The sequence below is a fragment of the candidate division WWE3 bacterium genome (assembly GCA_026396615.1).
GTDB lineage: Bacteria > Patescibacteriota > WWE3 > JAPLWK01 > JAPLWK01 > JAPLWK01.
The window spans coordinates 22,239-48,419 of sequence record JAPLWK010000011.1 but is presented as its reverse complement, the minus strand read 5'-3'; the positions used below and the strand labels follow the sequence as shown (position 1 = coordinate 48,419).

36 protein-coding genes and 1 tRNA gene are annotated in these 26,181 nt (G+C 42.4%); 32 read left to right on the top strand and 5 right to left on the bottom strand.

Going from position 1 to position 26,181, the window contains the following annotated elements:
* Positions 1–73: 73 nt before the first annotated feature.
* The 21 genes from NT141_04345 to NT141_04245 all read left to right on the top strand — a co-directional run bounded on the left by NT141_04345 (position 74) and on the right by NT141_04245 (position 11,019).
* A tRNA-Pro gene (locus NT141_04345) sits at positions 74–149 on the top strand.
* 7 nt (positions 150–156) lie between these two features.
* Positions 157–1,449, top strand: coding sequence for a preprotein translocase subunit SecY (gene secY, locus NT141_04340; GenBank protein ID MCX6784259.1), 1,293 nt, complete (start codon positions 157–159; stop codon positions 1,447–1,449).
* A gap of 3 nt (positions 1,450–1,452) precedes the next feature.
* Complete coding sequence (locus NT141_04335) at positions 1,453–1,713, top strand: hypothetical protein (GenBank protein MCX6784258.1); 261 nt, start codon at positions 1,453–1,455, stop codon at positions 1,711–1,713.
* A gap of 12 nt (positions 1,714–1,725) precedes the next feature.
* Positions 1,726–2,265 carry a nucleoside monophosphate kinase gene (locus tag NT141_04330; GenBank protein ID MCX6784257.1) on the top strand — a complete coding sequence of 180 codons (540 nt, stop codon included), beginning with the start codon at positions 1,726–1,728 and terminating at the stop codon, positions 2,263–2,265.
* A gap of 24 nt (positions 2,266–2,289) precedes the next feature.
* Positions 2,290–3,153, top strand: coding sequence for an SPFH/Band 7/PHB domain protein (locus tag NT141_04325; GenBank protein ID MCX6784256.1), 864 nt, complete (start codon positions 2,290–2,292; stop codon positions 3,151–3,153).
* 4 nt (positions 3,154–3,157) lie between these two features.
* Complete coding sequence (locus tag NT141_04320; protein MCX6784255.1) at positions 3,158–3,787, top strand: RDD family protein; 630 nt, start codon at positions 3,158–3,160, stop codon at positions 3,785–3,787.
* Positions 3,788–3,804: 17 nt separating this feature from the next.
* A complete protein-coding gene (locus NT141_04315; protein MCX6784254.1) occupies positions 3,805–3,966 on the top strand; it encodes a hypothetical protein in 162 nt (53 codons plus the stop codon).
* Between the two features lie 103 nt (positions 3,967–4,069).
* Positions 4,070–4,399, top strand: a complete 330-nt coding sequence (locus tag NT141_04310) for a type II toxin-antitoxin system RelE/ParE family toxin (GenBank protein MCX6784253.1) — start codon at positions 4,070–4,072, stop codon at positions 4,397–4,399.
* Positions 4,400–4,411: 12 nt separating this feature from the next.
* Positions 4,412–4,705 (top strand): helix-turn-helix transcriptional regulator, encoded by a 294-nt coding sequence (locus NT141_04305; GenBank protein ID MCX6784252.1) that lies wholly within the window; start codon positions 4,412–4,414, stop codon positions 4,703–4,705.
* 12 nt (positions 4,706–4,717) lie between these two features.
* On the top strand, positions 4,718–5,446 hold the full coding sequence (locus NT141_04300) for an RDD family protein (protein MCX6784251.1): 729 nt from the start codon (positions 4,718–4,720) through the stop codon (positions 5,444–5,446).
* 39 nt (positions 5,447–5,485) lie between these two features.
* Positions 5,486–6,256, top strand: a complete 771-nt coding sequence (gene map / locus NT141_04295; GenBank protein ID MCX6784250.1) for a type I methionyl aminopeptidase — start codon at positions 5,486–5,488, stop codon at positions 6,254–6,256.
* Between the two features lie 46 nt (positions 6,257–6,302).
* The gene (gene infA / locus NT141_04290; GenBank protein ID MCX6784249.1) at positions 6,303–6,524 is read left to right on the top strand and encodes a translation initiation factor IF-1; all 222 of its coding nucleotides are present in this window, start codon (positions 6,303–6,305) and stop codon (positions 6,522–6,524) included.
* Between the two features lie 9 nt (positions 6,525–6,533).
* Positions 6,534–6,647, top strand: coding sequence for a 50S ribosomal protein L36 (gene rpmJ / locus NT141_04285; protein ID MCX6784248.1), 114 nt, complete (start codon positions 6,534–6,536; stop codon positions 6,645–6,647).
* 3 nt (positions 6,648–6,650) lie between these two features.
* Positions 6,651–7,043 (top strand): 30S ribosomal protein S13, encoded by a 393-nt coding sequence (rpsM, locus tag NT141_04280; protein MCX6784247.1) that lies wholly within the window; start codon positions 6,651–6,653, stop codon positions 7,041–7,043.
* 4 nt (positions 7,044–7,047) lie between these two features.
* The gene (gene rpsK, locus NT141_04275; GenBank protein MCX6784246.1) at positions 7,048–7,422 is read left to right on the top strand and encodes a 30S ribosomal protein S11; all 375 of its coding nucleotides are present in this window, start codon (positions 7,048–7,050) and stop codon (positions 7,420–7,422) included.
* Between the two features lie 3 nt (positions 7,423–7,425).
* Complete coding sequence (rpsD, locus tag NT141_04270; protein MCX6784245.1) at positions 7,426–8,019, top strand: 30S ribosomal protein S4; 594 nt, start codon at positions 7,426–7,428, stop codon at positions 8,017–8,019.
* 10 nt (positions 8,020–8,029) lie between these two features.
* Positions 8,030–8,968 (top strand): DNA-directed RNA polymerase subunit alpha, encoded by a 939-nt coding sequence (locus NT141_04265; protein MCX6784244.1) that lies wholly within the window; start codon positions 8,030–8,032, stop codon positions 8,966–8,968.
* 6 nt (positions 8,969–8,974) lie between these two features.
* Entirely contained in the window at positions 8,975–9,463 is a 489-nt protein-coding gene (gene rplQ, locus NT141_04260) for a 50S ribosomal protein L17 (protein MCX6784243.1), read from the top strand.
* Between the two features lie 4 nt (positions 9,464–9,467).
* Positions 9,468–9,869: a 50S ribosomal protein L13 gene (gene rplM / locus NT141_04255; protein MCX6784242.1), complete on the top strand. Its 402-nt coding sequence runs from the start codon at positions 9,468–9,470 to the stop codon at positions 9,867–9,869.
* A complete protein-coding gene (gene rpsI / locus NT141_04250) occupies positions 9,856–10,272 on the top strand; it encodes a 30S ribosomal protein S9 (protein ID MCX6784241.1) in 417 nt (138 codons plus the stop codon). The genes rplM and rpsI overlap by 14 nt, the downstream gene beginning before the upstream one ends.
* 300 nt (positions 10,273–10,572) lie before the next feature.
* Positions 10,573–11,019 carry a hypothetical protein gene (locus tag NT141_04245; protein ID MCX6784240.1) on the top strand — a complete coding sequence of 149 codons (447 nt, stop codon included), beginning with the start codon at positions 10,573–10,575 and terminating at the stop codon, positions 11,017–11,019.
* Positions 11,020–11,183: 164 nt separating this feature from the next.
* On the opposite strand, the gene NT141_04240 is transcribed toward NT141_04245, so the two are convergent.
* Positions 11,184–12,179: an IS30 family transposase gene (locus NT141_04240; protein ID MCX6784239.1), complete on the bottom strand. Its 996-nt coding sequence runs from the start codon at positions 12,177–12,179 to the stop codon at positions 11,184–11,186.
* A gap of 127 nt (positions 12,180–12,306) precedes the next feature.
* Here NT141_04240 and NT141_04235 point away from each other — a divergent pair, with 127 nt between their 5' ends.
* Positions 12,307–12,714 carry a hypothetical protein gene (locus NT141_04235; GenBank protein MCX6784238.1) on the top strand — a complete coding sequence of 136 codons (408 nt, stop codon included), beginning with the start codon at positions 12,307–12,309 and terminating at the stop codon, positions 12,712–12,714.
* A gap of 163 nt (positions 12,715–12,877) precedes the next feature.
* On the opposite strand, the gene NT141_04230 is transcribed toward NT141_04235, so the two are convergent.
* From NT141_04230 to gltX, 4 genes are read right to left on the bottom strand one after another with little or no spacing between them, the layout of a single operon-like run.
* The gene (locus NT141_04230) at positions 12,878–13,744 is read right to left on the bottom strand and encodes a bifunctional 5,10-methylenetetrahydrofolate dehydrogenase/5,10-methenyltetrahydrofolate cyclohydrolase (protein MCX6784237.1); all 867 of its coding nucleotides are present in this window, start codon (positions 13,742–13,744) and stop codon (positions 12,878–12,880) included.
* Positions 13,741–14,061 carry a hypothetical protein gene (locus NT141_04225; protein ID MCX6784236.1) on the bottom strand — a complete coding sequence of 107 codons (321 nt, stop codon included), beginning with the start codon at positions 14,059–14,061 and terminating at the stop codon, positions 13,741–13,743. The genes NT141_04230 and NT141_04225 overlap by 4 nt, the downstream gene beginning before the upstream one ends.
* Positions 14,054–15,004, bottom strand: a complete 951-nt coding sequence (locus NT141_04220; protein MCX6784235.1) for a hypothetical protein — start codon at positions 15,002–15,004, stop codon at positions 14,054–14,056. Before NT141_04220 ends, NT141_04225 begins: the two co-directional genes overlap by 8 nt.
* Positions 14,982–16,451: a glutamate--tRNA ligase gene (gene gltX, locus NT141_04215; GenBank protein ID MCX6784234.1), complete on the bottom strand. Its 1,470-nt coding sequence runs from the start codon at positions 16,449–16,451 to the stop codon at positions 14,982–14,984. The genes NT141_04220 and gltX overlap by 23 nt, the downstream gene beginning before the upstream one ends.
* Before the next feature lie 44 nt (positions 16,452–16,495).
* On the opposite strand from gltX, the gene NT141_04210 reads away from it, so the two are divergent.
* The 10 genes from NT141_04210 to NT141_04165 all read left to right on the top strand — a co-directional run bounded on the left by NT141_04210 (position 16,496) and on the right by NT141_04165 (position 26,165).
* Complete coding sequence (locus NT141_04210; protein MCX6784233.1) at positions 16,496–17,611, top strand: hypothetical protein; 1,116 nt, start codon at positions 16,496–16,498, stop codon at positions 17,609–17,611.
* Between the two features lie 3 nt (positions 17,612–17,614).
* The gene (locus NT141_04205; protein ID MCX6784232.1) at positions 17,615–17,986 is read left to right on the top strand and encodes a hypothetical protein; all 372 of its coding nucleotides are present in this window, start codon (positions 17,615–17,617) and stop codon (positions 17,984–17,986) included.
* Positions 17,987–18,008: 22 nt separating this feature from the next.
* Entirely contained in the window at positions 18,009–19,454 is a 1,446-nt protein-coding gene (gene metG / locus NT141_04200; protein MCX6784231.1) for a methionine--tRNA ligase, read from the top strand.
* Positions 19,455–19,579: 125 nt separating this feature from the next.
* Complete coding sequence (locus NT141_04195; protein MCX6784230.1) at positions 19,580–20,071, top strand: regulatory protein RecX; 492 nt, start codon at positions 19,580–19,582, stop codon at positions 20,069–20,071.
* A gap of 75 nt (positions 20,072–20,146) precedes the next feature.
* Positions 20,147–21,688: a ribonuclease Y gene (gene rny, locus NT141_04190; GenBank protein MCX6784229.1), complete on the top strand. Its 1,542-nt coding sequence runs from the start codon at positions 20,147–20,149 to the stop codon at positions 21,686–21,688.
* 65 nt (positions 21,689–21,753) lie between these two features.
* Complete coding sequence (locus tag NT141_04185; protein MCX6784228.1) at positions 21,754–22,545, top strand: TIGR00282 family metallophosphoesterase; 792 nt, start codon at positions 21,754–21,756, stop codon at positions 22,543–22,545.
* Positions 22,546–22,595: 50 nt separating this feature from the next.
* A complete protein-coding gene (locus NT141_04180; GenBank protein ID MCX6784227.1) occupies positions 22,596–22,871 on the top strand; it encodes an HU family DNA-binding protein in 276 nt (91 codons plus the stop codon).
* A 102-nt stretch (positions 22,872–22,973) separates the two neighbouring features.
* Entirely contained in the window at positions 22,974–24,053 is a 1,080-nt protein-coding gene (locus NT141_04175; GenBank protein ID MCX6784226.1) for a MiaB/RimO family radical SAM methylthiotransferase, read from the top strand.
* 146 nt (positions 24,054–24,199) lie between these two features.
* Positions 24,200–25,171 (top strand): tRNA (adenosine(37)-N6)-dimethylallyltransferase MiaA, encoded by a 972-nt coding sequence (gene miaA, locus NT141_04170; protein ID MCX6784225.1) that lies wholly within the window; start codon positions 24,200–24,202, stop codon positions 25,169–25,171.
* On the top strand, positions 25,164–26,165 hold the full coding sequence (locus NT141_04165) for an AI-2E family transporter (protein MCX6784224.1): 1,002 nt from the start codon (positions 25,164–25,166) through the stop codon (positions 26,163–26,165). The genes miaA and NT141_04165 overlap by 8 nt, the downstream gene beginning before the upstream one ends.
* The last annotated feature ends 16 nt before the right edge of the window (positions 26,166–26,181 follow it).

Below are 26,181 nucleotides of genomic sequence, written 5' to 3'. Positions count from 1 at the left end.
TTGACTGGATTCCGGGTCAAGCCCGGAATGACAATTTGTATTATTGGTATGCTATCATGAACTGGCGTAATTACAGGGTGTGGCGCAGTTGGTAGCGCGCCAGTATGGGGTACTGGAGGCCGCAGGTTCGAATCCTGTCACCCTGACCATTCTTTTATGATCGATAAAATTATTCGAACTATTCGCAATATGTGGGAGGTGCCGGAGTTGCGACGGCGGATTTTGTTTACTATCCTGATTTTGGCGCTCCTTAGGGTTCTGTCAAATATTCCTCTGCCTGGCGTTGACGTTAGTAAGCTACGCGATTTGCTCTCTCGCAACGCTTTTTTTGGTCTTTTTGATTTATTTAGTGGTGGGAATTTACAACATTTTTCAATCGCCAGTTTAAGCCTTAACCCTTATATCACCGCTTCCGTTATTTTTCAGTTACTAGGGATGGCCTTGCCAAAAATCGAAGCTTTGCAAAAAGAGCCGGGAGGGTACGAAAAGATTAATCAGTGGACCCGTCTTTTAACTGTTCCTCTCGCCATCGTTCAAGCCGTTGGCCTCTATTTTCTACTTTCCAAACAAATCAATATTTTCGGGAGTTTGCAGTGGTGGGAGCTGGGGACTCTGATCATCACACTGGTTGCCGGAACGATGATCATGATGTGGCTGGGAGAATTACTCACGGAATATGGCATTGGTAACGGAATTTCGGTGGTTATCACCGCCGGCATTTTAAGCCGTTTGCCCTCGGCCTTTTCGTCACTAACCCAAACTATTACTCCCGAAAACTCCTTTAATTTAATTGCGCTGGGAGTGGCGGCGGTGGCTATTATCATTGCCATTGTGGCCGTTAACGAAGGGGAGCGCCGGATTCCAATTCACGTGGCGCGTCGCACTAATAGTACCGGAGGTTACAGTGAAGCCCCAACTCACTTACCGTTAAAAGTGAATCAGGCCGGGGTGATGCCGATTATTTTTGCGGTGGCAGTAGTAATGTTGCCGGCCTCGCTGGGTCAATTTTTACAACGTTTCTCGGAGCCGCAAATTAGAGCCGTTGCCAATTGGTTAATTGTTAACTTTACTCCTCAAAAAGCAGTCTATAATATTTTTTACTTTGTGATGGTGGTGGCTTTCACCTTCTTTTATACTGTAATTTCGTTTAATCCTGAAAAAATTGCTGATGAGTTTATGAAAAGTGGTAGGTTTATCCCGGGAATTCGGCCGGGGAAGCCGACAGTCAACTTTCTAAACTGGATTCTGGCTCGCATTACTTTGTCTGGAGCAATTTTCCTCGGTCTCGTTGCAGTTCTGCCATCACTAATGCAGAATTTATTCGCGACAGCCGCTTCTCTCGCCATTGGCGGTACCAGTGTTCTAATCGTAGTTTCGGTTGTGCTAGAATCAGTAAAGCAAGTCGAGTCTTTACTGGTGACCCGTGACTACGATTCTTTTTTGAAATGATATATGTCTAAAATTACTGATTTTATAGACGCTAAAAAAGATCAAGCTTCGACCATAAAAAAACAGCTGGCTATGAAAAAGCAAATGGAAGAGATGTTCTTGGAAACAGAGGAGCACGGGGTAAAAATAAAGATGCGCGGTGACTTTAGAGTCGAAAGTCTGGAAGTTGGTGGCGTTGAAGACAAACGGCTTCGGGAAGCGATCAACAAGGCGTTTAAAGAGACCCAGAAAAAACTGGCGAAGAAGTTTCAAGGGCAGATGTAATCGGAATTCAGTATGAACATAGTCATTTTGGGACCAATGGGCTGCGGAAAATCCACTCAAGCGCGTCTCCTCTCTGCCGTTCTTGGTATTCCGGCAATTTCGACCGGCGATATCTTCCGAAGTTTAGAACATGGTAACTCATTAATGGCGCGTCGGATTCGCGACAAAATCATGCGTGGTCTTCTAGTTACAGACGAGGATACTTTCGCGGTCTTATCGGTCGAGTTTAGAAAACCCAGTTACCAAAAAGGGGTGATACTGGATGGCTTCCCTAGGAATATTTATCAGGCGCAGCATTCACCAATCAGATTTGATTACGCAGTGCAACTCTCAGTTTCCGACAAAATCTCCATTGAGCGGTTGTTACTGCGGCGCCGTGAGGACGACACCCCAGAAATTGTTCATAAGCGTTTGGAAATATATCATCGCGAAACGGAGCCGATTTTAAAAATGTACGAAGTGGCCGGAATTCTTAAAGTCATTAATGGTGAACAGCCGGTCCCCAAGATTTTTTCGGATATTAAGGTAGCACTGGGCTTGACAGTGGCCTAAAGCGCCCTAGAATGTAAATAATCTATGTATTTATTTTTAATAATCTGCCTTTTAGTTTTCGTCTTTTTCGCCGGGATCAGAATTATTCGGCCCACTCATCGCGGTGTGGTGGAGCGTCTTGGTAAGTATCATCATTTTGCCGATGCCGGTTTTAACTGGATTATTCCCTTTATTGACCGCATCGCCACGGTTGACGTCACTGAACAAATGGTCAATGCCGAACCTCAGGAAATTATTACCAACGATAATTTAAACGCCACCGTCGACGCCCAAGTTTATTTTAAAGTCAAGAACGACGAAGACAGCGTTAAAAAATCCCAATACAGTGTTAATAATTATTACTACCAAATCGTCAGTTTAGCCCGCACCACTCTCCGTAACATTATCGGCACCATGACTTTAAAGTCAGCTAATAGCGAGCGCGGTCGCATTAATTTTGAGTTACAGAAAACACTCCGTGATGAAACCGGCTCTTGGGGTCTGGAAATTGTTCGCACCGAACTTAAAGAAATTGATCCGCCTAAAGACGTGCAGGAAACGATGAATAAAGTTGTTAAAGCCGAGAACGAGAAGATCGCTGCCATTGATTACGCTACGGCGACCGAAACGGCCGCAGATGGCCAAAAGCGAGCCGAAATCAAGAAAGCCGAGGGTATTAAGCAAGCCAATATTTTAGAGGCCGAAGGCGAAGCCGAAGCTATAAAACTCGTTAACGAATCCGCGGAAAAATACTTCGTCGGTAACGCTCAGGTGCTCCGCCGTATTGAAGCCGTGGAAAAAGCTTTAAGTAATAACTCTAAAATAATCGTTCCCAGCGACAAAGAACTTGTTAACGTGATTGGTGATATGGCTGGTATTATTCCGTTGCCTAAAGGAGGGCAAAAATAAATTTATGGAACAAGTTACTCTCAACAACCCGTCCGTTTCGACGGCTCCAATAAATTCTAATCAACCCAATTATGCAGGATTCTACCGTCGTGGCGCTGCTTTAGCGGTCGATGGTTTAATTATTGGTTGTATTACGTTATTATTACGCGTTGTTCTTGGAAAAATAATTCCTACAGCGATTGCTAGTAATATTTCTTATTTGATCTCTTTTCTATACTATGTAATTCTTTGGGTGCAAACAAATGGCCAAACACCCGGAAAGAAATTAGTGAAAATTCGAATTGTTCGGGAAGATGGTCGGCCAATTGATTGGGTTACTGCTGGTTTACGTCAGATTTTTACTCTCGTTTCTTCATACGTATTTCTGCTTGGTTATATTTGGGCCTACCGCGACAAAAAGAAGCAAACCTGGCATGACAAAATTGCGAAGACTATCGTTGTTGAAGATGGTGGTCCAGCCACTACAAGCATGTATTTGTTAGGGTATTTAGTGGTTCCAATTATTTCTATTGTGGTATACATTCCACTTAGTGTTGCTTTGGCTGCCTATATGACACCAGTAAGTACATCGCCATTAAGTTTGAGTTATTTATTTGATATTTTTCAAAAGTGGGTAAAAACTAATACTCACTAAATAACTAGGTGGTGTTTATGAAACCAGATCGAAAATGTCCAATTTGCGGTGGGGAGTTTGACTTAGGTTCTTTTCCAGCGTATGCCGCAAGGTTACTTTCCTGGTTTAAAGGTACAAAAGTACCATTTCTTAAGTTTAAAGATTTTAAACCAGTTTCAGCTTATCGTTGTAAAAGCTGAGGCTATTTAGAAAATTACGCGAATTGAAATTGCGGGCCCCGAAGGGGCCCCTTCGGGGCGGGAAAAACCCGCCCCTACGTCTTGTTGGTGTTAGAATTTATTTGTGAGTTGGTTTGTTAAGTTCTATAAAACTTCTAGAGAGGAATTGCCTGTTCAGGAATTCGTAGAAACATTGGACGAGTCTACTTATGGTAAATATATTAACGCGGTAAGAATGCTTAAGGAGTACGGCCCCTTTCTAAAACCACCAATTAGTAAAAAGATTTCCAGCCATATTTACGAGCTCCGGATTACCGGGGAAATAAATGTTCGTATCTTTTATACGATAATTAATAATGATTTTTATCTTCTGCATGGTTTTAAGAAGCAAAGTCAGAAAACACCTCCGAAAGAAATCAAAAAAGCCATTGACAGATATAAAGAAATTATATAACATATAAGTTATATGAAAAGAGAATATCCAGATGTAACACCATTTATTGAAGAGGCTTTGAAGAATCCAAAGATTAAAGCTGCATATGATCGTGCAGAACCGGAGTATGCCGCTATGGAAGCGGTTCTTAAAGCGCGGATGGAAAAAGGTTTAACGCAAACTCAGCTGGCTAAAAAGATGGGCACCAAGCAAGCAGTAGTTTCCAGGTTAGAAAGTGGTTTAGCTAACCCCTCTGTCAAATTCTTGATGAGGCTCGCGGACGCTCTCGACTGCCGACTCACAATTCGCTTTAGCCCCTGCTCGTGATAAAATGGCCGTGTGACAGCAACTATAAAAAATCACCCTGATACCATCAACGCAACTTCAATTATCTCGATTCCTCCAAAGTACGCCAGTTTTTGGCGACGAGCACTTGCTTTAGTAATCGATGTAATATTAATAAATTTTACTTATTACTATATCGATCGAGTAGCCAGTAACGTATATGATTATTTAAACCCTGCTTACCATCGAGTTTCTGGAGATGGCGACGGTATATCTATTTTCTTTCATTTTGTTTTCATAGTTCTTTATTTCTGTTTTTTCTGGTTTAAAAACCATGGCCGCACCCCTGGAAACAGTGTTCTTGGAATCTCGGTGATTGACGAAAACGGTGATCGACTTAAATTAAGTAGTTGCTTAATTAGGTTGCACGCTGTTCTACTAATTGTAGGCGCCGGTATATTAGAATTTGTTATCTTTACTTGCGGTCTTGATAAATTACTTAACCTACTTCCGGTTGATGTTAATCTTGTGATCGCTAATGTACTAGCTTTAAATATAATTATATTTTTAGCATTACTTATACTATATTTTACAATTGGCTTTTTTGTTTCAGTTTTTGATAAGAAACATCAATCTTGGCATGATAGGGTTGCTAAAACACTAGTTGTAATAACTGCAGTTCCAGCGACGAAGTTAGAGAAATTAGTTATTTACTTTATTTTATCGATTTACATAGCTGTTTTTACCTCTTCAGTGTTAACCGTGGTACTAAATATTCAGTAATCGTCGTAATCACTTATAATTTCATGATAAAATAGAGGGGTGTCTATAACTATTAAATCTCCAGAAGATATTAAAGCCATGCGAGCTAGCGGCATAATTGCTGGGGAAATTCTTAAAAAAACCGCCGCTCAGGTTGGGGTAGGTGTGTCGACGCTGGAACTCAACAACTTTGCTGAAGGGCTCATGGCTGAAAATAAAGTCGAGCCATCTTTTAAAACTGTTTCCGGTTACAAATTTGGCACTTGCATTAACGTTAACGACGGCATTGTGCACGGACTGCCGTCAAAAGACGTCATCATTAAAGCCGGCGATGTCGTCAAAATAGATCTCGGCGTCATTTTGGACGGTTGGCATTCTGATACCGCGACTACAGTTTACGTCCCCTGTGGCGACGTCACGAAAGACAATATTATTGAGAGGTTCCTTGAGGTCGGTCAAATTACACTAGATAAAGCTATTGATAAGGCTCGCGTCGGTAATAAAATTTCTGATATTAGTCGAGTCATAGAAGAAGAAATTGAGGAGAAAAATGGTTATGGCGTGGTCTACGAACTGACTGGACACGGCGTTGGCAGATCACTACACGAAGATCCCGATATTCCGGGAGTGTTATTAATGGGCTCCGACGTGACTATAAAAGAAGGCATGGTGCTGGCCATTGAGATTATTTATTGCTTTGGCGAGGGCGATATGAAAACAAGTTCTGATGACTGGACTATTGTCACTTCTGACGGTAGTATTGCCGGTCTGTTTGAACATACGGTTGCCGTAACATTAAACGGCCCGCAAGTGTTGACAGCGGCGTCTTAATTTGATAAAGTTCCGTCAATGTTCTCCTCAATAGGGGAGATCTTTTATGGGAAAAAACAGTGGCTTAATTGAAAAATCGGGAATTGTGGTGGAATCACTGCCTAGTGCTAATTTTAGAATTGATCTAGATGACGGCACAAAGGCTTTGGGAACAATCTCCGGCAAGATGCGCCGTTTTTCGATTAGGATTTTAATAGGAGACCGTGTAAGAGTGGAGTTTAGTCCGCACGACTTAACTCGTGGTCGGATCGTTTTTAGGAGTAAATGATTTATTAACATGAAAGTGCGCGCTTCCGTTAAGAAAATTTGTCAAAAATGTAAAGTAATTCGCCGAGAAGGCGTGGTTCGGGTTATCTGCTCAAACCCAAAGCACAAACAACGACAAGGTTAAATTATGGCTAGACTTGTAGGAGTAGATTTACCAAATAATAAGCGAATGAAAGTCGCTTTAACCTATATTTACGGGATTGGAATTCCTAATTCTCAAAAGATTCTTAAAGAAGCGGGAATTTCGGAGTATTTAATGGTAAAAGATCTCACCGATGAGGATTTGGCCAAGTTACGAGCAATTGTAGAAAAAAATCACATTGTGACTGAAGGCGAATTACGTCGCACCGTGGCTTCTAATATCCGTCGCTTAAAAGATATTGGCAGTTACCGAGGTTGGCGCCACAAAAGGAATTTACCGTCCCGTGGGCAACGAACTCGGACTAACGCCCGAACTCGTCGTGGTAAGAAGATTACAGTTGGTGGCTCCGGTGGTAAGAAATCATTAGAAAAGACATAATATTATGGCGAACACTGCAATAAAAGTAAATAGTAATCCGTACGGCAAGGCCCACATTATGGCGGGGTTTAATAATACTATTATTACGATTACGACTGGTGATGATAAAGTAGTGGCTTGGAGTAGCAGCGGTTCCAGCGGCTTTAAAGGTTCTAAAAGAGCTACCCCGTACGCCGCTTCCATGGCGGCCGAGCAAGTCGCTAAAAAGGCTTTAGATCGCGGAATTCGGGAGGTTAGTATTTTCGTTAAAGGACCGGGATCGGGTCGTGTAAATGCTATCAAGAGTTTACGGGCCGCTGGGCTTCAGGTCACGTCAATTGCCGATGTAACCCCGATTCCTCACAATGGTTGTAGGCCCGAGAAACGGAGGCGCGTTTAATTTATGTCTAGATACACCGGACCAAAATGCAGATTATGTCGTCGCGAGGGGGTAAAGCTATTCCTAAAGGGACTGCGTTGTAGTGGGCCTAAGTGCGCTTTAAATAAAAAGCAACAAGCACCAGGAATGCACGGTAATGCCAAACGACGGCCTTCCGCCTTTGGGTTACAACTGCGGGCTAAACAACGGGTTAAGCGAGCCTACGGACTTTTAGAACGAGCTTTTAGAAACTATTATGAAGAAGCGGCTCGGGTAACCGGAGTAACCGGTGAGGTTTTATTAAATCTTTTGGAGCGACGCCTTGATAATGCTATGTTTAGAAGTGGTTTGGCGATGTCGCGGGCCGCTGCTCGTAAATCCATAGTCTCCGGTAAAGCTACGGTTAATGGCATTAAAGTTACGCATCCTAGTTACAGTGTTGGTGTTAATGATACTTTAACGCTCGCGGGAGCTGTTATTCGTTCCGATTATAAATTACCAACTTGGTTAGAATTAAACGCGCAGTCTGCGACGGCCAAAGTAGTGGCCCTTCCAACTCGAGATCAAATTGACGCCGATTATGAGGAACAATTAATTGTGGAGTATTACTCCAGATAGGATTAAATTTATGCTTCAACCAAGCGATGCCAAAATTAAAGCCGAAGTGGAAAACGCCACTTATGGAAAATTCGCTTTAGAACCACTTCCGGCGGGATTTGGTCATACTTTAGGAACCAGTTTGCGCCGCATGTTGCTGAGCAGCATTCCCGGTGCCGCTATTACCACCATTAAATTTGCCGGTGTGACTCATCAATTTACCAATATTCCAGGGGTTAAAGAGGATGTTATCGACATTCTTTTAAATTTGAAGTCAATTCATTTTAATTACGAAGGCACTGACCCGGTTGTGGTTACTTTAGATGCCAAGGGCTTAACCACTGTTACCGCAGCCGATTTAGATCTTCCCGAAGGCTTGGAAGTGATTAATAAAGATCAGATCATCGCCACTTTAGGTAGTAAAAGCGCTCATTTGGAAGCGGAGTTAGTGATTGAAAAAGGCATTGGTTACGCCACTGCCGAGGATCACGAAAGCAATAAAATCGGCGTCATTGCAGTCGATAGTCTCTTTTCCCCGGTCGTTTTGGTTACCTATAAGATTGAGCCGGCCCGGATTGGCCAGAAATCCGATTTTGACCGTTTAATTTTAGAAATTACCACTAACGGTGCTATTTCACCAAGAGCGGCTTTAATGTCGGCCTCTAATACTTTACAAGTATTTTTTGAGCGCCTTGCTTCCGGTAAAGATTCCATGGTTGAAGAGGTCGCCAATGTTGCTTCCGAAGCCGCTCCCAAGAAAGCTCGAGGCCGCACTGTTTCCGCCGCGGATGTGCTACTCGATGAACTGAATCTGCCAACTCGGACGATTAACGCCTTAAAACGGGCTGATCTTAAAACCTTGGCTGATTTAGGGGCCTTGCCAGATGAGAAAATTTTAAAAATCAAAAACTTAGGCGAAAAATCAGTCCAAGAAATTACCGACGTGCTTAAAAGCGAAGGTTTACGTTAATAATTTATGCGTCACAGAGTAAAGCGAGTAAAATTTAATCGCGATCGGGACCATCGAAATTCACTGCTTCGGAATTTGGTGCGTTCCTTGTTCCTGGAAGATGGGATTACGACCACTGAAGCAAAGGCTAAATGGTTGCGAAGTCACGCGGATCATCTGGTAACTATCGCTAAAATTGGTGGTCTTACCGCCCTGCGTCGCTTAATTACCGAAACCGGTAATAAAGATTTGGCCAAGAAAATTATTGATACATCTGCTAAACTGACGGCTCGGAATAGCGGCTATTTATCATTAACTAAAGTTGGTATTCGCGTTGGAGACAAAGCACCGATGGTTAAAGTCGATTTTATTTATGATGTAGTTGAGAAGGAGAAGGTTGTTAAGGAAGATATGAAAGTTAAGAAGACTATTGTAAAAACGGCCCCGAAAAAGGCAAAAGTCACAGAGAATAAGTCAGAAGTCGTCGAAGAGGTGGCGGAAGTGAAAGCAGAATAATTTTATGGAAACTAGAACTTTAAGCTCAAAAGAAATAATTCGTAATAACGTTACTATTGACGCCAGTACTAATACTTTGGGGCGGATTGCCTCGGAAGCGGCTCGGTATCTTCTTGGCAAAGGTAAGGTCTTAAATGCGTCACATCTAGTCAATTCTGATGTGGTCACCGTTATCAACGCTTCTAAAGTTCAGATTACCGGCAATAAATTAATTAATAAGATTTATGTGCGTCACAGCGGCTTTCCCAAAGGTCTTAAAGAAGAATCTTTGGAAAGATTATTAAAACGCGATCCGGCGGAAGTGATTCGACAAGCGGTGCTTGGGATGTTACCAAAGAACAAATTACGAAATGACAGAATTAAATATTTAAAGATTTTTTGTGGATCTAAAAATGGCAGAAAATAAACCAAAAGAAAAATTTTATAGTGGGACCGGCCGGCGTAAAAGCGCCGTGGCTCGGGTATGGTTAACCCCGGGAAAAGGGGAATACACTATTAATGACAAGTTAATTACGGAAGTAATGGTGACTGAAGATGAGAAGCAAGCTTGGCTTAAGCCCTTCCATTTAGTAGGTATTTCTCACCCACATGCTAAATTTGCTGGTTCCATTAAAGTTTCTGGTGGTGGCCGTAACAGCCAACTTGAGGCTATCACTTTAGGTATTTCCAGAGCCTTGTCGGCCTTTGATGCTTCTTTTGAAACTATTCTTAGGAAGAATAATTTGTTACGCCGTGACTCTCGCGAAGTAGAGCCCAAAAAATACTACATGCACAAGGCTCGCAAAGCTCCGCAATACTCCAAGCGTTAAAGACAAGTCATTCCGGCCCTAGAGCCGCCTGCCCGCCAACTGGCAGGGAATCCAGTAACTCAAATCGATACGTACCCTCTCGACAAATATACCCTGTAGTGTTATAATAGTGGCACAAATCGAATCGAATATCCAAATAGTCCCCTAAATCAATATATTTCCGCAGTAACAATCAGAAGGTTAATTAGATAGCCCTTCGCTTGTTGCTGCAGAAATGTAGTAATCTTCATAGTTCACCTGCTGGGAGGACCAGGAGTGTGGTACTAAGAAGTACTTTCCCCATAAGGGAAGGAGAACGACATGGCAGAGAACGAATACAAGGACTTACAGGTAAGTGGGCTGACTTGCTTCCCAGAGACGAAATGGCGTGAAGCGGTCCTGTTCTACCTGTTCGGACTTTGGGGCGGAAAGCACGAGGTAACGTATCGTCCAAAGATCAGCTTTGGAAACGTTACTCTCAGGCTCGACCGGAGTATTGGCGCTTACTATGCCTACGGTAAATCGTCAGAGATTCTTCCTATTTTCGAGGAAGAGCAGACGATTATAGTAGACGCTGGTAAACAAGCTGATGTCGAAGTGGCGTTGGTTCGGTTCGTGAAGGACAGCCAAATACGCCTGATTGTCATCAACTTGCCAATAACCACAAGCTCTGTAGCAATTTGGAAGAAGCAGCGCCGCGGCCAATACGGTTGCAGTACCACTCACCTTCCGATTTCTTGGGGCAGCAGGGGGCCTATATGGTTCTAGGTTAGCGAAACGGCGAAGTATGTAGCAAGTATCCGCAAGGAGAAACTACAGACCTCGCCGTTTTTTGTTTTTGTGGATTAAGGGCGATTCGTGAATCGCCTCTACGTTTTATTTGAATTGCAACCTCACAGGTACATTCGCAGCGGAAGTGCAACACTTGGTCGTTAAGTTGATCCTAACTTACTCACCAACTGTTGCATTTTCTCGTAGGGTTTCAAATAGTTCAAGCACTTCATTGGTCGACTGTTGATAATATACTCTACTACCGCTACTTCCTCATCTGACACTAGATCGAAATCCGTTCCCTTGGGAAAGAATCTTCGGATGGCTTTATTACGATTTTCGACACCACCTTTCTCCCAACTGTGATAGGCGTTACAGAAGTACATAGTCGTTCCTAAAGCCTTACCAGTTTCCTGGTGGCAATAGTTCTCCTGACCGTTATCTTGAGTAATTGACCCCAAAAGAGCCTGCGGATAAATCTTCATTCTTTGTACTAATGAGGCTGTTTTAACCACTGCGGTTTGATTAGCTATTTTACTAATTAACACCCTTCTTACCGATCTTTCAGAGATGACGGAGAGAGCTGATTTTGACTTCCTTGGACCTTCAATGTTATCTGTCTCCCAGTAACCGACGACCTTTCTGTTATTAACCGCTTTGGGCCGTAGATCAATCGATATGGCGTTTGGCACCTTGCCTTTATTGTGGACTCTGCGGCCATCTTTTTTCATCCGTTTCTTCCGACCACACTCCAAATATTGCCACAATTTATACTTCTTACCTCTCCTCCCGTAGATGTACCGATAGATGGTCTCTTGATTGATTCTCGCTCCTTTAATGTCAATTCCAATCCTTCCGGCAATTGCTTCCGGTGACCACAGGTGTGGTAGCCGTAAGTGTTCTCGAACATACAGAAACACCTCTGGGTTCTTTAAAGGCGCTTGGTAACGTTGCTTTAGTCCCACCCTCTCAGCTCTTCTTTGAGCTAAACAGGGGAGATACTGCCTACCAAAGTATGTGTTCCTTTCCAGTTCGCGAGAGACAGTCGAAACATTTCTACCAAGTCTTCTTCCAATTTCTTGAAGAGAAACTCCTGATTCCCGCCAACCAAAAAGACGTTCTCGTTCCTCAATATTTAGATGTTCATAACTAGGCATTTAATCACCTCCTTAACCTGGTGATTTTACCTAATGTTGCACTTCGTTTGCGAACCTACGCAAGGTTGCACTGGAGTCGAATGCAAGCTCCACGAGCTTTCTTGACTACTTTTTAGGAGGGTCTTAAATGAAGACCTGGAACGCGACAACAGTTGTTTTTGAACCGGATGCCAGACAGCTAGATGGAATCTCAGATTTATATGAGATTCAGGCTTTAGATGTGGATTTAGAAATTGGAGATTATCACATCTTTATAAATCCTCTTTTCCATGTATTCGAGATGAAAGTAAAATTATCTTGGATCAGGGTTACTCTGGCTAAAGTAGTAGATGGTGTTAAATCAGGGAAAAATAATAGCTACTTTGGGAGTTACGAAGACGGCTGGGAAATCCCAACTAGCGCTAATTTAAGTACCGGGGAAAAAGAAAGTAGATCTTGTTGCTTGACATGCGAGGATTTAGGAAAAATTCTTGTAGATGTTGAAGCGAAAAAGATCGATCCCTGGCGTACATTTTTCTCCGTTTCGATTTCGTAAATTTCTATAAGTAAAAAGATTAGTTTAGATAGGTTAGTTTCGTTAGAAAAAGGTCAGACACATCATGGTTAACATCGCAGCCCCTGGTAGTTTATACACTGGTATAAATTAGTGGGGCTTTTTTGTTTCTATTGAGTTTTTCAATCGTTTACTGGATTCCGGGTCAAGAGCCAAAGGCTCCCCTTCGGGGCCCGGAATGACATAGTTGGACTAGGTTTTCCATGAGAGAAGCTACGGTGACGGGGCCGACGCCGCCGGGGACGGGGGTAATAAAACTGGTTTTATTTTTAACATTCTCAAAGTCAACATCACCTTGAGGGTAGCCAACGTCGATAACGATAGCGCCTGGTTTGATCAACTCGGATGTAATTAGTTTAGGGCTGCCGGTGCAGCTGACCACCACGTCAAAGTCTCGCAGCTCCGTCAATGTTTCCCCAATGTCGAACCTACCCACTTTAAAACCCAAATATTCTAGCCGATCGCTAAGTGGCCCACCCACCATACCGTTGGCCCCCACCACAGCGGCCGTGGTTAAGCCCAGTTTAAATTCTAAAGGTGCTGCTGCGATAATTCTTTCCACCGCTAACACTGTAGCCGGTAAAAAAGTTTGTTGGCCTGTTTTAATTAAGGCTAAGTTTTGGGGATTTAAGCCATCGACATCTTTAGTAAGAGGTATTAGTGACAGTACATTATTAAGTGATTTTTTATCAAGACTGGGGATAGGGAGCTGGACCATAAGGCCAGTCACCTCGGTCATGGCAGCGTACTTTTTAAGTTCATCGGATAAAGTTTCGGCAGTCACCGTTACTTTTTGGACGGTAACTCCCAGCCGCTCCCCCAGGCGTTGTTTCATACGCACGTAAGTGTTGCTGGCTTCGTCGGTGGTGGTGGCTAGAATAACGAGATTAAGCCCGCCTACGCTGCGTTCGCCGCCGCTTCGCTCCGGCGAAACTTGCTTCGGCGAGGTAAATTTGTTTTTTATATCTAATTCTATTTGCGAAGCTAGTGCTTTACCATCGAAAATTATCATTTTTTTAAGTCTGTGAGCAGTTCTTTTTTAAAGTGGTGGACTTTAGTGGTTACTTTTTCTTTAATATCTGGTTTTTTAAGAATTAGCCGGTCCCAATGACTTACATCTTCGGGCTGGCCTAAAAACAACGTTAAAAATTCCTCATGATGCTCTTGGGGTAGTTCTTCTAAAATAAATTCTAAGGTTTTGGCGTGTAAAGTTTCCTCCAGTTCGGCAATTACCTGAGTTATCTCGATTTCGGCCAGCTTCTCACCCTTAAAAAAGAGAATAAATTCTTCATATTCGATTATTTCCGAAAAAAATACTTTTTTAGACATACTGGCTTATATTAGCAAAAGGTAACGGCCCCAATGGTACTACATCCGTAGGATCATTTACAAATAAAATTACTACTGGGCCCTTCCTGGGTCCCGCCCCTAATCCCGTCGCTTCCATTACCTCGGGGCTACCACCAAAGATTTTACCAGTCCAGGGGCTAGGCCCACTATCGCCAACTACCGCCACACGATCTTGTTTAGTAACAGTATTAATCACTGCTACTTTTCGGTATTTATACCATTCTTTAAGTTTGGCCCAGTCACTGTTCCAGTTAGGAATTAAAAAAGTTTCTACCGCCACGTAGTAGCGTTCTTTTTGAGCTAAATCTTCAGTTAATTTACTTGATGACGAGGCAAAGTAGCCCCAGGCACCCGTTAAAGGCGCCGTACCACTGCCAAAGTACATGCCGTAGTCCTCGGCGTCCCTCATATGAGCTTCCGTGACGTCACCCGGATAACGCAGTAAATGCTGTTCGCCGCCCATTAAACCGTAAATATTAGGTAATGTCTGGTTATCAAGATTGGCTGTTGCGATTACACCGTAAACGAGAGATGCCCAGTTGCTGAGTTTTTGGGCAGCAGACGAGTCAACCACTTCTCCAATTGGCGGCAACATGGTCGACAAATCTTCAGTAATTAATATTTTGGGGGTACTAGATGCGATCATAACAGTCTTTGGTAAGAGGCGATTAGCCGGAGGAAGTTGTAACGAAGGGACGGCAGCGGTCAACAATAATAGGCCGGAAAGAGTGCTGCCAATTAAATTTCTGGCTTGACTGCTTTGAAGAGCCAAAAAAGCTTGTGGACTTAATTTATCCTTAATTGATTCGTAGGCCGCTTGCTTGTGAATGGTCAACTTACTCTTTATTTCGCAGAGATTGGGTGAAGTTGTCACTTTGACAGGTGTATTTAAGAATTTTTTAGGTTTTAGCGGGGCAGTCATTTAGGGCCTTCTCCAGACGTTTTAAAACAACGTCTTTTCCAAGTACTTCCAGTGTATCAAAAAGTGGTGGAGTTGCCTCAACACCGCAAACGGTGATGCGAATTGTCATAAAGGCTTCTTTGGGTTTGTAATTATTATCAAGTAGCACTTGGTGCCCCACGACTTCTAGATTTTCCTTGGTCCAGTTGGGGATATTTGCTACAGCTGTTATAAATTTTATAATTATTTCTTGGCATTTGGCGACGTCTTTGGACTGCTTAACTAATAGATCTACATCTATATTAGGTTCGGTAAAGAAATAATTACTTAGAATTGGAAAATCACTTAGTAATTTTAATCGGTCTTGCGTTAATGTCAAAACTTTCTCAATATAGATTCGGTCAAACCCTGTCGTATTAATATTAACTCCAAACTTCTGGGACCACCGGGTCAGCCGGTCATACAGTTCTGCAACAGCCATGTTTCTAATGTAAGCGCCATTAAGCCAGAGCAGTTTTTGGCGGTCGAAAGCAACCAGGTCCGTTTGGTGAATGCGATCAATCGCAAATTCGGCTACAAATTCCGGTACTGTCATAATTTCTTTTTCGACTTTGGGGGACCAGCCCAGTAGCATCAAAAAGTTTAAAATTGCCTCCGGCAAATAGCCTTCTTGCAAAAATTCTAAAGCTGCTACAGACCCATGTCGTTTAGAAAGTTTTTTATTTTCACCGACCTCTTTTAAGTTTGGTAAATGAATATGCTTCGGGAATTCCCAACCAAAAGCCTGGTAAAGTAAAACGTGCTTAGGGGTGGATGGCAACCAGTCGATGCCGCGCATTACATGCGTAATATTCATCAAATGATCATCAATAACCACCGCCAGTTGATACGTTGGAAAGCCGTCAGACTTTAAAAGTACTTGATCATCAATTTCGTTGCTGTCAAAAGACATGTCACCTAGAACCTCGTCGTGAAAAGTAATCTTTTGATCCTTGGGAACTTTAAGTCGAATTACGAAAGGCATTTTGGCTGCTAGCTTTTTCGTCACTTCTGTATTAGAGAGATCACGACAACGGCCGTCGTATCTCGTCGCGGCGTACCCCAATTCTCGCTGTTTAGCTCGCATCTCATCTAATCTTTCGGATGTACAAAAACAGTAGTAAGCTGCGCCTTTTTCAACTAATTCTAGAGAATATTTTTTGTAAATATCAAGTCGCTCTGATTGTACGTATGGCGCGTAAGGGCCGCCGACAATTGGTCCCTCGTCCCAAGATAAACCGTAATCTTTAATAATTTCTAAAATCTTCTCAACCGCGCCAGGCACATAACGCTCGCGATCCGTATCTTCAATTCGTACCACAAAAGTGCCACCGGCATTTTTAGCCAGGGCGTAGTTATAAAGTAATGTGCGAATGTGCCCTACGTGAAATTCGCCGGTGGGGCTGGGGGCGATGCGGGTGCGAACCATAAATAATTCGTTTATTATAACGTAAATTCAGCTATAATCTAATGGTGAACCTGACCGATACCGCCATATTGGTAAAAAGACTGGCCGTAATAATGGTTTTTTTCTTGGTTGGGTTTTTTATTTTTAAATACTTTTTTGTTTTAGTACGGGCTTTGTATCTTAATATTAACCCGCCGGCCCCGCCGCCCGTGACCACGATTTTTGGAAAACTCCCACCAATTACCGTGCCTCATCTTAAAGTCGAAGGAGTAGAAAGTATTGCTTATACCGTCGACACGCCGACAGGCAAGTTTCCCAACCTACCAATTCAAGCCAAAGTTTTTGCTATTCCACACGCTCCGGCGACTTTACTTTCCGAATCTAGGGCTCGGGCCCTTGCTCATTCCTTTAGTTTTAATAACGAACCGACTCGCGTTTCCTCGTCAGAACTTCATTTTGATGACGTACCGGGGAGCCGGACGTTTGACATAAATATTGTTACCGGTAATTTTAATATTGCGACAGATAACCCCACCTTGTCACTAAATTTGGAGCCTGGCACTTCGCCCACTCAAGCCCAAGCCATTAACTCCGCTTTGGGATTATTTACAAATAAACAACTTTTAACCACCGATTATATTTCAGGAACTCAAAAAACCACTTTAGTTAAAATCGTTACCGGTAATTTAGCGGAGGCCGGAAGCATTTCTGAAGCCCAGTTAGTCGATGTTAGTTTATTTCGACAAGCCGATAAGTTAAATATTTATGGCGCCGACCCTTCAAAAGGTCTGATTAGGGTTTTAATTAGTGGCAATCCCCAAGCGACGTATCCACTTATTACCTATAATTCATGGCCGCTGGAAACTACTAAAGTGGGCACTTACCCTTTAAAATCTGTGGATAAAGCTTTTTCGGAACTAAAAAGCGGGGTTGGCGGTTACGTTTATTTAAAACTACGGGGGCAGGATGCTTACGCCACTTATTCGCCTTTAAATATCACTCAAGTTTCCGTGCGGACCGTGGAACTTGGCTATTACGACAACGATAAAATACAAAATTACTTACAACCAATTTATATTTTTAGCGGCCTATTTAAAACTACCGGAGGCAGTGATGGCGATTTTACCGCTTATGTTCCCGCTGTTGACACCTCTTGGATCTCCTCACCGTTAACTAAGTAATATATGCCTCGATTTATATATACCATTATCACTATTAATTTATTATTCCTAATTAGTTTAGTTCTTATTTTTTTTAAAATTCCACCAACGACAGTTCCCAACAAGATCATTTTTTTGGTAGATTTGCTTATAACAATTAGCCTGGCTTTTTCGGTCGTTATTTATAAATTGGTGACGCTTAACAAAAGTATTTTTAGTGAGCCGCGGTATATTTACAGAAATGCCTTACGTCGGGGCATCCTCTTGTCCCTATTTCTGACTTTGTCACTAGGTTTTAAATTTTGGAACGTGGCTACGAAACTAAATATTATTTTAGTAATTTTATTTTTAGTGGCCGTCGAATTCTATTTTTGGCATCGTAGCCGAATAAATTAGTCGTTAGTGTTAAAATTAACACATGTTAAAAAAATATTACGTCACTACACCTATATATTACGTTAACGACGTGCCGCATATTGGGCATACTTGCACGACTGTCGCGGCTGATATCTTGGCCCGTTACCACCGATTACTGGGTGACGATACCTTCTTTTTAACCGGCACTGACGAGCACGGGGCCAAAGTGGCCGAAGCAGCAACCAAAGCTGGAATGTCTCCCAAAGACTATTGTGACTTCATTGCGCCAAAGTTTGAAAGTAACTGGTTAAAAATTAACCTTTCTTTTAATGCCTTTATTAGAACAACAAATCCCGAGCATATTAAGATTGTTCAGGAATTAACTCAGAAAACCTATGATAAGGGCGACATTTACAAAGGAGTCTACGAAGGCCTTTATTGCGTCGGTTGTGAAAAATTTGTAACCGAAAGCGAACTCGTAGATGGAAAATGCCCGCTTCATAATCGCGTTCCGGAAAAATTAAAAGAGGAAAACTATTTTTTTAAGCTCTCAAAATATGTCGATACCTTAATTAGAGCAATTGAAGATCCCAACGACAAAAATCATTTTGAAATTAATCCAATTTCGAAACGTAACGAAATATTAAGTAAACTAAAACTTGGAGATATTCCCGATACAAGTATTTCCAGGCAAGCCAAAGTTGTTCCGTGGGGAATTCCGATTCCATGGGACAACTCACAAACCATCTATGTTTGGTTTGATGCCTTACCTAACTACTATACGGCTACTAAAATTTTTGATCGGCCTGGTTTTTTTGAAAATATGCATCATACAATAGCCAAAGACATCGCGTGGTTCCACGCTGTGTTATGGACAGCAATGCTTATCTCCCTAGAACTTCCTCTACCAAAAGAAGTTTTTATTCATAGTTATTTTATGGTTGACGGCCAAAAGATGAGTAAGTCACTCGGTAACGTCATAACGCCACAGGACTTAATAGATAGATACGGCGTTGATGGCGCGCGTTTTTTAATCGCTGCCTATTTTCCAAGAGATGACGATAGTGACGTTGGTTTTTCTCGCTTTACGCAGAAATATAATTCCGACCTGGCTAATAATTTGGGAAATTTATTTAGTCGGTTTACGAGACTCGCGGAACAAGTCAAATTAAAGAATGATGAAGTTGTATCGACTTTTAAAGATGTCATTGCTCTTGAATCAAGTCAGATTTTTAAGACCGCTATAGAGACTTTGCACTTTTCGCAAGCGGTTGAAGATATTGCGGCGAAAGTGACGGTTGTAAATAAGGAGTTGCAGGAAGCGAAACCGTGGGAAATTGAAGACGCGGAAAAACGTCAAACCTATTTAAAGACGCTGATTCCGAAGATTTTAGAAATTGCCATATTAATTTCGCCAATAATACCTGGGACGTCAGAGAAACTGGTTACTGGGTTAAGTGGCGAGATTAAGTTTATAGGGGCGTTGTTTCCTAGGGTCTCCAGTTAGAATTTTTAATTACCAATTTTTAATTTTCAATCAAACATGAATTTTTAAAAATTAATTAATTAATTATTGATTAAAAATTTATCGCGTTACTGGATTCCGGGTCAAGCCCGGAATGACAAATATTTATGCTTGAAACCAAATTTTACACCTGGTCTCTTAAATACCTTGAACTTCGTCCTCACAGTAGCCAGGAAATAAAAACATATTTACAGCAAAAGTTTCGGCGGAATATAAAATGGCACTCTGCTTGGGTTGGTTTAAAACCAGACGAGGCTATCGAATCAACGTTATCAAAATTGCAAGAACTAAAATTAGTTGATGACACTGCTTTTGCCAAATCGTGGGTCGAGTCACGCGGATCGACTCGGTCAAAACGTCGTTTGCAACAGGAGCTGGCGAAAAAAGGCATTAAATTTGACGCTTCCAAAACGATCGTTGAAAGTGGGGCGGTTCCCGAAGAGGCCAGTTTGGCCGCTCTGGCCCTTAAAATTGGTCATCGTTACGCAAAACTCGCCCCTAAAATCGGCCGCCAGCGACTAACCAGCTTCCTGTTGCGCCGCGGTTACGAGTACGAAGCTGTACGCCGCGTGGTTGACGAGGTCCTCGGAAGGCCGTAGAATGGGCCTATCACATCACTAATAATTATCGTTTGATTTTATTTATGTTCTATTTACCTGAAAGGAAAAACTCATATGACGCCACTCCTATTAATCGCGGCCATGATTGCCGCGGCCGTGTTATCGGCAGTAATTATTTATTTACTGTTATCTAAAAAGTTAGCCACTAAAGAATCCGGTCAAGCCACCCAGCCATTAAGTGCCCCCCAACCATCTGCAAATGCTCCTTTGTCGGTTAATGCTCGTGACATCGTGCTATCGGCACAAGAAGAAGCTTTTAAAGTCAAACGTAATGCTGAGGAGGAAGCTTCTAAAATCCGGCAAAAGCTTTTTGAAGACGAAAAAAGGATTTCCGGTAAACAGGAGGAAATCACTAAAAAGTTGGAAGGCTTGGAAGAAAAAGAGCAAAATTTAATTTCTTCACAGCGTGGTGTTAATAAAAAACTGGAGGAAATCGAAAGATTACGTCAAGAACAAATCACTAAACTGGAAAGTGTGGCCGGTACCACTCGTGAAGAAGCTCGTCGTCATATCATATCTACCTTGGAGAGCTCTCTTACGGATGAATTGGGTCGAAAGATTCGGGAATCAGAAGACACTTTTAGAACGGAGTCTAAAGCGAAAGCTCAGCAAATTTTAGTGGAAGCAATGCAGCACGCCAGTACCGATTACGTGGCCGAATACACCACTTCCGTTGTTAAACTACCGGATGAGGAAATGAAAGGTCGAATTATAGGCAGGGAAGGCCGCAATATTAAGGCCTTCGAGCAGCAAACGGGCGTTAACATTGATCTTGATGAAACGCCGGGGCAGCTGCGAATCTCCTGTTTTGATCCGGTGCGTCGGGAAGTGGCCCGCTTGTCTCTCGAAAGGCTCATGGCCGATGGCCGCATTCAGCCGGCTAAGATCGAGGAAATAGTTTTAAAAACTCAAAAGGAAATTGAGAAAATAATGCTTGAAGCTGGCGAAGACCTGTGTCATCGGATCGGGGTTTATAATTTACCAGTTGAGTTAGTAACGGCTCTGGGGCGCTTTAAATTTAGATTCTCATACGGCCAAAATATGATTGAACATACACTGGAGGAAACTAAAATGGGCGTTTATTTGGCGACTGAATTGGGACTTGACGTCAACATTGTTAAACTCGGTTGTTTACTTCACGATATCGGAAAAGTAGTCACTGACGAAGAAGGTAGCCACGTTGGTTTAGGGGTAGATTTGGCTCGTAAATATAAATTGCCGGAAAAAGTGATTGCTTGTATTGCCGAGCATCACGAAGATAAACCATTTTCTTCTTTAGAATCGGTCATCTGCTATATTTCCGACGCCATGAGTGGTTCCAGGCCTGGCGCCAGAGTTGAGGATTACGGAGCGTATTTAAAGAGGATGCGGGATCTTGAGGGAGCGGCTTTAAGTTTTCCGGGGGTCGAAAAGGCTTTCGCAATTAGCGCTGGGCGAGAAGTGCGAGTAATGGTAAAGCCGGAAGAAGTGAATGATAACGGGGCGGCTAAAATGGCTCATGATATTGCCAGTAAAATAGAGAAAGAACAGGTGTACCCAGGTATTGTTAAAGTGACCGTTATTAGAGAATTACGAAGTAGCGAAGTAGCTAAGTAAGGTCAGAAGTTGGATGTTAGAATTTGGAAGCTGGATTAAGAAATTAGAGATTAGAAATTTGAAAGATGATTAAAATTCTTTTTATAGGAGATGTAGTTGGATCTTTAGGGCGCTTGGCTGTAAGCAAAATATTGCCAACCCTAAAAAAAGGTGATAGCATCAATATAGTTATCGCTAATGGTGAGAATTTGGCGCACGGACGCGGCGCAAGCCAAAAGACCGTCACCGAGCTTTTAAATAGCGGCGTAGACGTTTTAACATCCGGCGATCATATTTTTTATCGTGAGGAGTTTAAAAATGAAATTGTTAACCTACCAGTTATTAGACCCGCGAATTTTCCCGACAGCGAAGCCGGATTGTCATATTATATTTTTGACCTTGGAAAAAAGGGTCGCTTTTTAATTTGTAATTTACTGGGGAGCACTTTTATAGATTATCCAGATTTACGAAACCCGTTCTTAGTCATTGATAATTTATTACGGCAGTTTGAGGGTGAAAAGTTAGCTGGAATTTTAGTTGATTTTCACGCCGAGGCGACGAGCGAGAAAATGGCGATGGGTTGGTTTTTGGATGGTCGGGTTTCTGCCGTTGTTGGGACACACACTCACGTAGGTACTGCGGACGTTCGAATTTTGCCTTTGGGCACCGCTTACGTGACTGACGTTGGAATGTGTGGTTCATACAACAGCGTTCTGGGAGTTAAAAAAGAAATTATTATTGATCGTTTTGTAAATCAGGGTAGGCAGCGTTTTGATTGGGATTCTTGCGGGCCAGCAATCTTTAGTAGCGTGGAGATTAAAATTAATGATAAGACTGGTAAAGCGACCGGAATAAAAAGAGTAGACAAATTAATCTAAAAATTTATTTATTGGCAAAGTATGTTTTAACTGAAAGGGGGTGATTACAAATGGTAAAATTAGAATTAGTAGCCAAGATGGCAGAGAAAGCCGGCCTAACCAAGGCTGATGCTTCCCGCGCTATGGAAGCTGTTGTTGATACCATTTCTGCTGCCCTGAAGAAAGGTGAAAAAGTCACTATCACCGGATTTGGTACCTTCGAAATTCGGCAGCGCGCTGCTCGAATGGGTCGTAACCCGCAAACCGGGGCACCCCTTCACATCGCCGCTTCCAAAACCCCAGCCTTCAAAGCTGGTAAGGGTTTAAAGGATTCCGTCCGTAGTTAATTTTATTTTGTTGATTCTAGAATCTTCTTCGTCGGCCGACGAAGAACGCTAACCCCAACTATGCCTTGTGTACAGAGGCAACAGTTGGGGCGAAGTGTTTACATGATGACTTTCTTACTTAAAACCTACGGTTGCGCCATGAACACCTACGAATCTGGTAAGATCGCAGATTTGCTTTTAGGTCTTGATCTTACTGAAGCTTCCGACATTCACCAAAGTGATTTTTTAATAATTAATTCCTGTTCTATTCGGCAGGCGGCTGAAGATTCAGTTTATGGCTGGGGATTAGTAATTAAAGATTTGCCTAAAAAGCCGGTGGTTATTTTGATGGGCTGCCTCACCGGTGCCGCTAAAAGCCAGCGGAGGCGTTACGAATTGTCGTATTTGCAAAAGAAAGCGCCATGGGTTGATTATTTTTGGACGTTTGAAGAAGCGGTAGAAAAATTGCCGACGATTGTTAAGTCAAATAGAGTGGCGTCAGTTGAACGAAATTCAACAGGTCTTGTCTCGATTTCTCGAGGTTGCGATAATTTTTGTACTTACTGTGTTGTGCCTTATGCCAGAGGGCCGGAAAAGTCGAGACCATTATCAGACATCATCGAGGAAGTTGAGAAGTTGGTTACCAGCGGTCAAACAGAAATAATATTACTTGGGCAAAATGTAAATTCCTGGGGTAAAGATTTTACACCGCCAGAAAGATTTTCGTATCTTGTAAAAAAAGTTCATGCTATTAAAGGCATTACTAAAGTGTCATTCTTATCGTCGAATCCCTACGATTTCGAAGACGATTTGATTGCGGTTTTAAAACTTCCAAAAGTTGATCGCTATTTGCATTTGCCGGTGCAAAGTGGTGATGATGAGATTCTAAGAAAGATGAATCGCCGTCATACCCGCGAAGAATATTTAGAGTTAGTCGTGAAGATTAAAAAAGCAGTGCCGGAAATACGAATTGGGACGGATATTATCGTGGGTTTTCCGGGCGAAACAGATGGGCAGTTTGGCCACACTTTAGATTTAATTAAAGAGGTTGGGTTTAAACAAATATTTGTAGCCATGTACTCGCCGCGGAAAGGGACGGTGGCGGCTGAGACGATGATGGATGATGTGCCGTCGAAAGTAAAAAGACAGAGGCATAAGGAGGTACTAGATTTAATTAAGAAAATATCTAAAGTATTAATTTAAAATTTTAAATTTACAATTTGAATTCAATTTGAAATGTATTAAAATTTAAATTTTCAAATTTGATCTTGATTTCGAATTTCAAATTTCAAATTAGAAACTTTTTTAACTGAGTTTTTCGGCTTTGGAGCCGGAATGATAGGCTTGTTATGCGTTCAAATAAATTTATTGTTCTAGTAGGTCCCACCTCCTCCGGCAAAACCTCGAAGGCATTGGAGTTGTGTAAAAAATTCAACGGCGAAGTTATTTCGGCCGACTCTCGGCAGTTATACAAAGGTATGGACATTGGGACGGGGAAGCTGCCCTTGTCAGCCGATCGTGTCGACGTTACTAAGGCCGGTGGTCACTGGGATTTTAATGATACACGAGTTTGGATGTATGACGTGGTTAATCCCGGTGAATATTTTTCGGCCTTGGATTTTAAAAATAAAGCTGAGGTGACCATAGATGATGTTTGGAAGCGAGCGAAAGTGCCTTTTATTGTTGGTGGGACCGGGTTTTATGTGGAGACGTTGCTTGGCCTAAAAAGTGTGGCAAACGTGTCACCGAACATAAAGTTACGCGAAGAACTCGATAAGTTGTCTGTGGCTGAGTTGTCAACGAAGTTAAAAGAGATTGATCCGGCGGCGTGGGGGCGAGTTGATAAAAATAATCCGAGGCGTTTGCAGAGAGCTATTGAAGTGTCAAATGAGAAAAATCGTCATTCTGAACTTGATTCAGAATCCAGTAACTGGATTCCGGGTCAAGCCCGGAATGACATATCGCATTCATTAATTCTCGGCTTCACCGCTCCACACGAAATCCTTTATCCTCGAGCTGACGCTTGGGTAGATGAGGCGCTAAAAGTCGGTTTGGTCGAAGAGACACAAAGATTAATTGACCAAGGATATGGTAACACACCGCAATTAAACGGCCTGATTTATAAAGTTGTGAAATCGTATCTCGCCGATGAGGTTAGCATTTCAGAAATGCCGCAGCTGATTAAATATCAAATCCATGATTATATTCGGCGCCAGGAAACGTATTTTCGCAAAATGCCGGGAGTGACTTGGTTTGACACAACCAAAAAAACCTTTGACGAGGAGCTTACAAATAAAGTAGAATCATATCTAGATGGATAGAAATATCGTTATTACACCTAAAACTATAGTTTTTACCGCGCTGGCCGTCGTTGTTGCTTTTCTGCTCATTCAAATTAAAGAAATCTTAGCGCTTCTCTTTGTGGCTCTAATGATCGCTTTAGTGATTTCTCCCTTTGTAGATTTCTTGGTTACTAAAAAGTTCAAAAGGTCAGTGGCGGTTTTGCTAACACTACTTCTTGTTGTAGTGGTTCTTGGCGGATTAATAGCGGTCTCACTCACTCCAATAATTAGCCAAACTGAACTCTTTATTAACCAATTTCCAAAGCTTCTGGAAACTGTCTTTAAGTCTATTTCCGTAAGCACGGCTCTTCAGAATTTTGGAAATACTTTAACTCAACAACTGGGAAACGTTTCCGGTGGCCTAATCAAATTTACCATTGATGTTCTCTCGGGGGCTGTTTCGGTCCTTTCAGTCGTTGTTTTCTCGGCTTATATTCTGGTTGATTTTGACCATCTTAAAAAAATCTTCGTGGGGCTGCTACCCCGTTCCAGCTATCAACACGTGGCAAACGAAACAATTCAAGAAATCGAGCAGCGCTTGGGTGGTTGGTTACGGGGGCAATTAATCGGCATGGGCTTTGTGGGTCTGACCACTTTCTTTGGCCTAATGCTGCTTCGCGTCGAGTTCGCGGTGCCACTAGCGGTCTTTGCTTTCCTCGGGGAACTCGTGCCATTCATTGGTTCCACTGTTTCCTTTATTTTAGCCGTGATCGTTGGTTTTTCGATTTCTCCGATTATGGGCATCGCAGTTGGCGGTTTGTATTTACTGGTCCAGCAAGTCCAGTGGAATTTGGTAATTCCTCGAATTATGAAAAAGGCAGTGGGACTTAATCCGCTAGTCACCCTCTTGGCTCTTTTAATTGGTGGTCGTTTGTTTGGTGTCGTTGGGGCCTTTCTATCTCTCCCGGTTACCTTGTCGCTCTACATTGTCATCAAGAACATCATTGAGCACAGTTCCTCCAAAGCCGAATAAGAATTCTCTGTTTAAT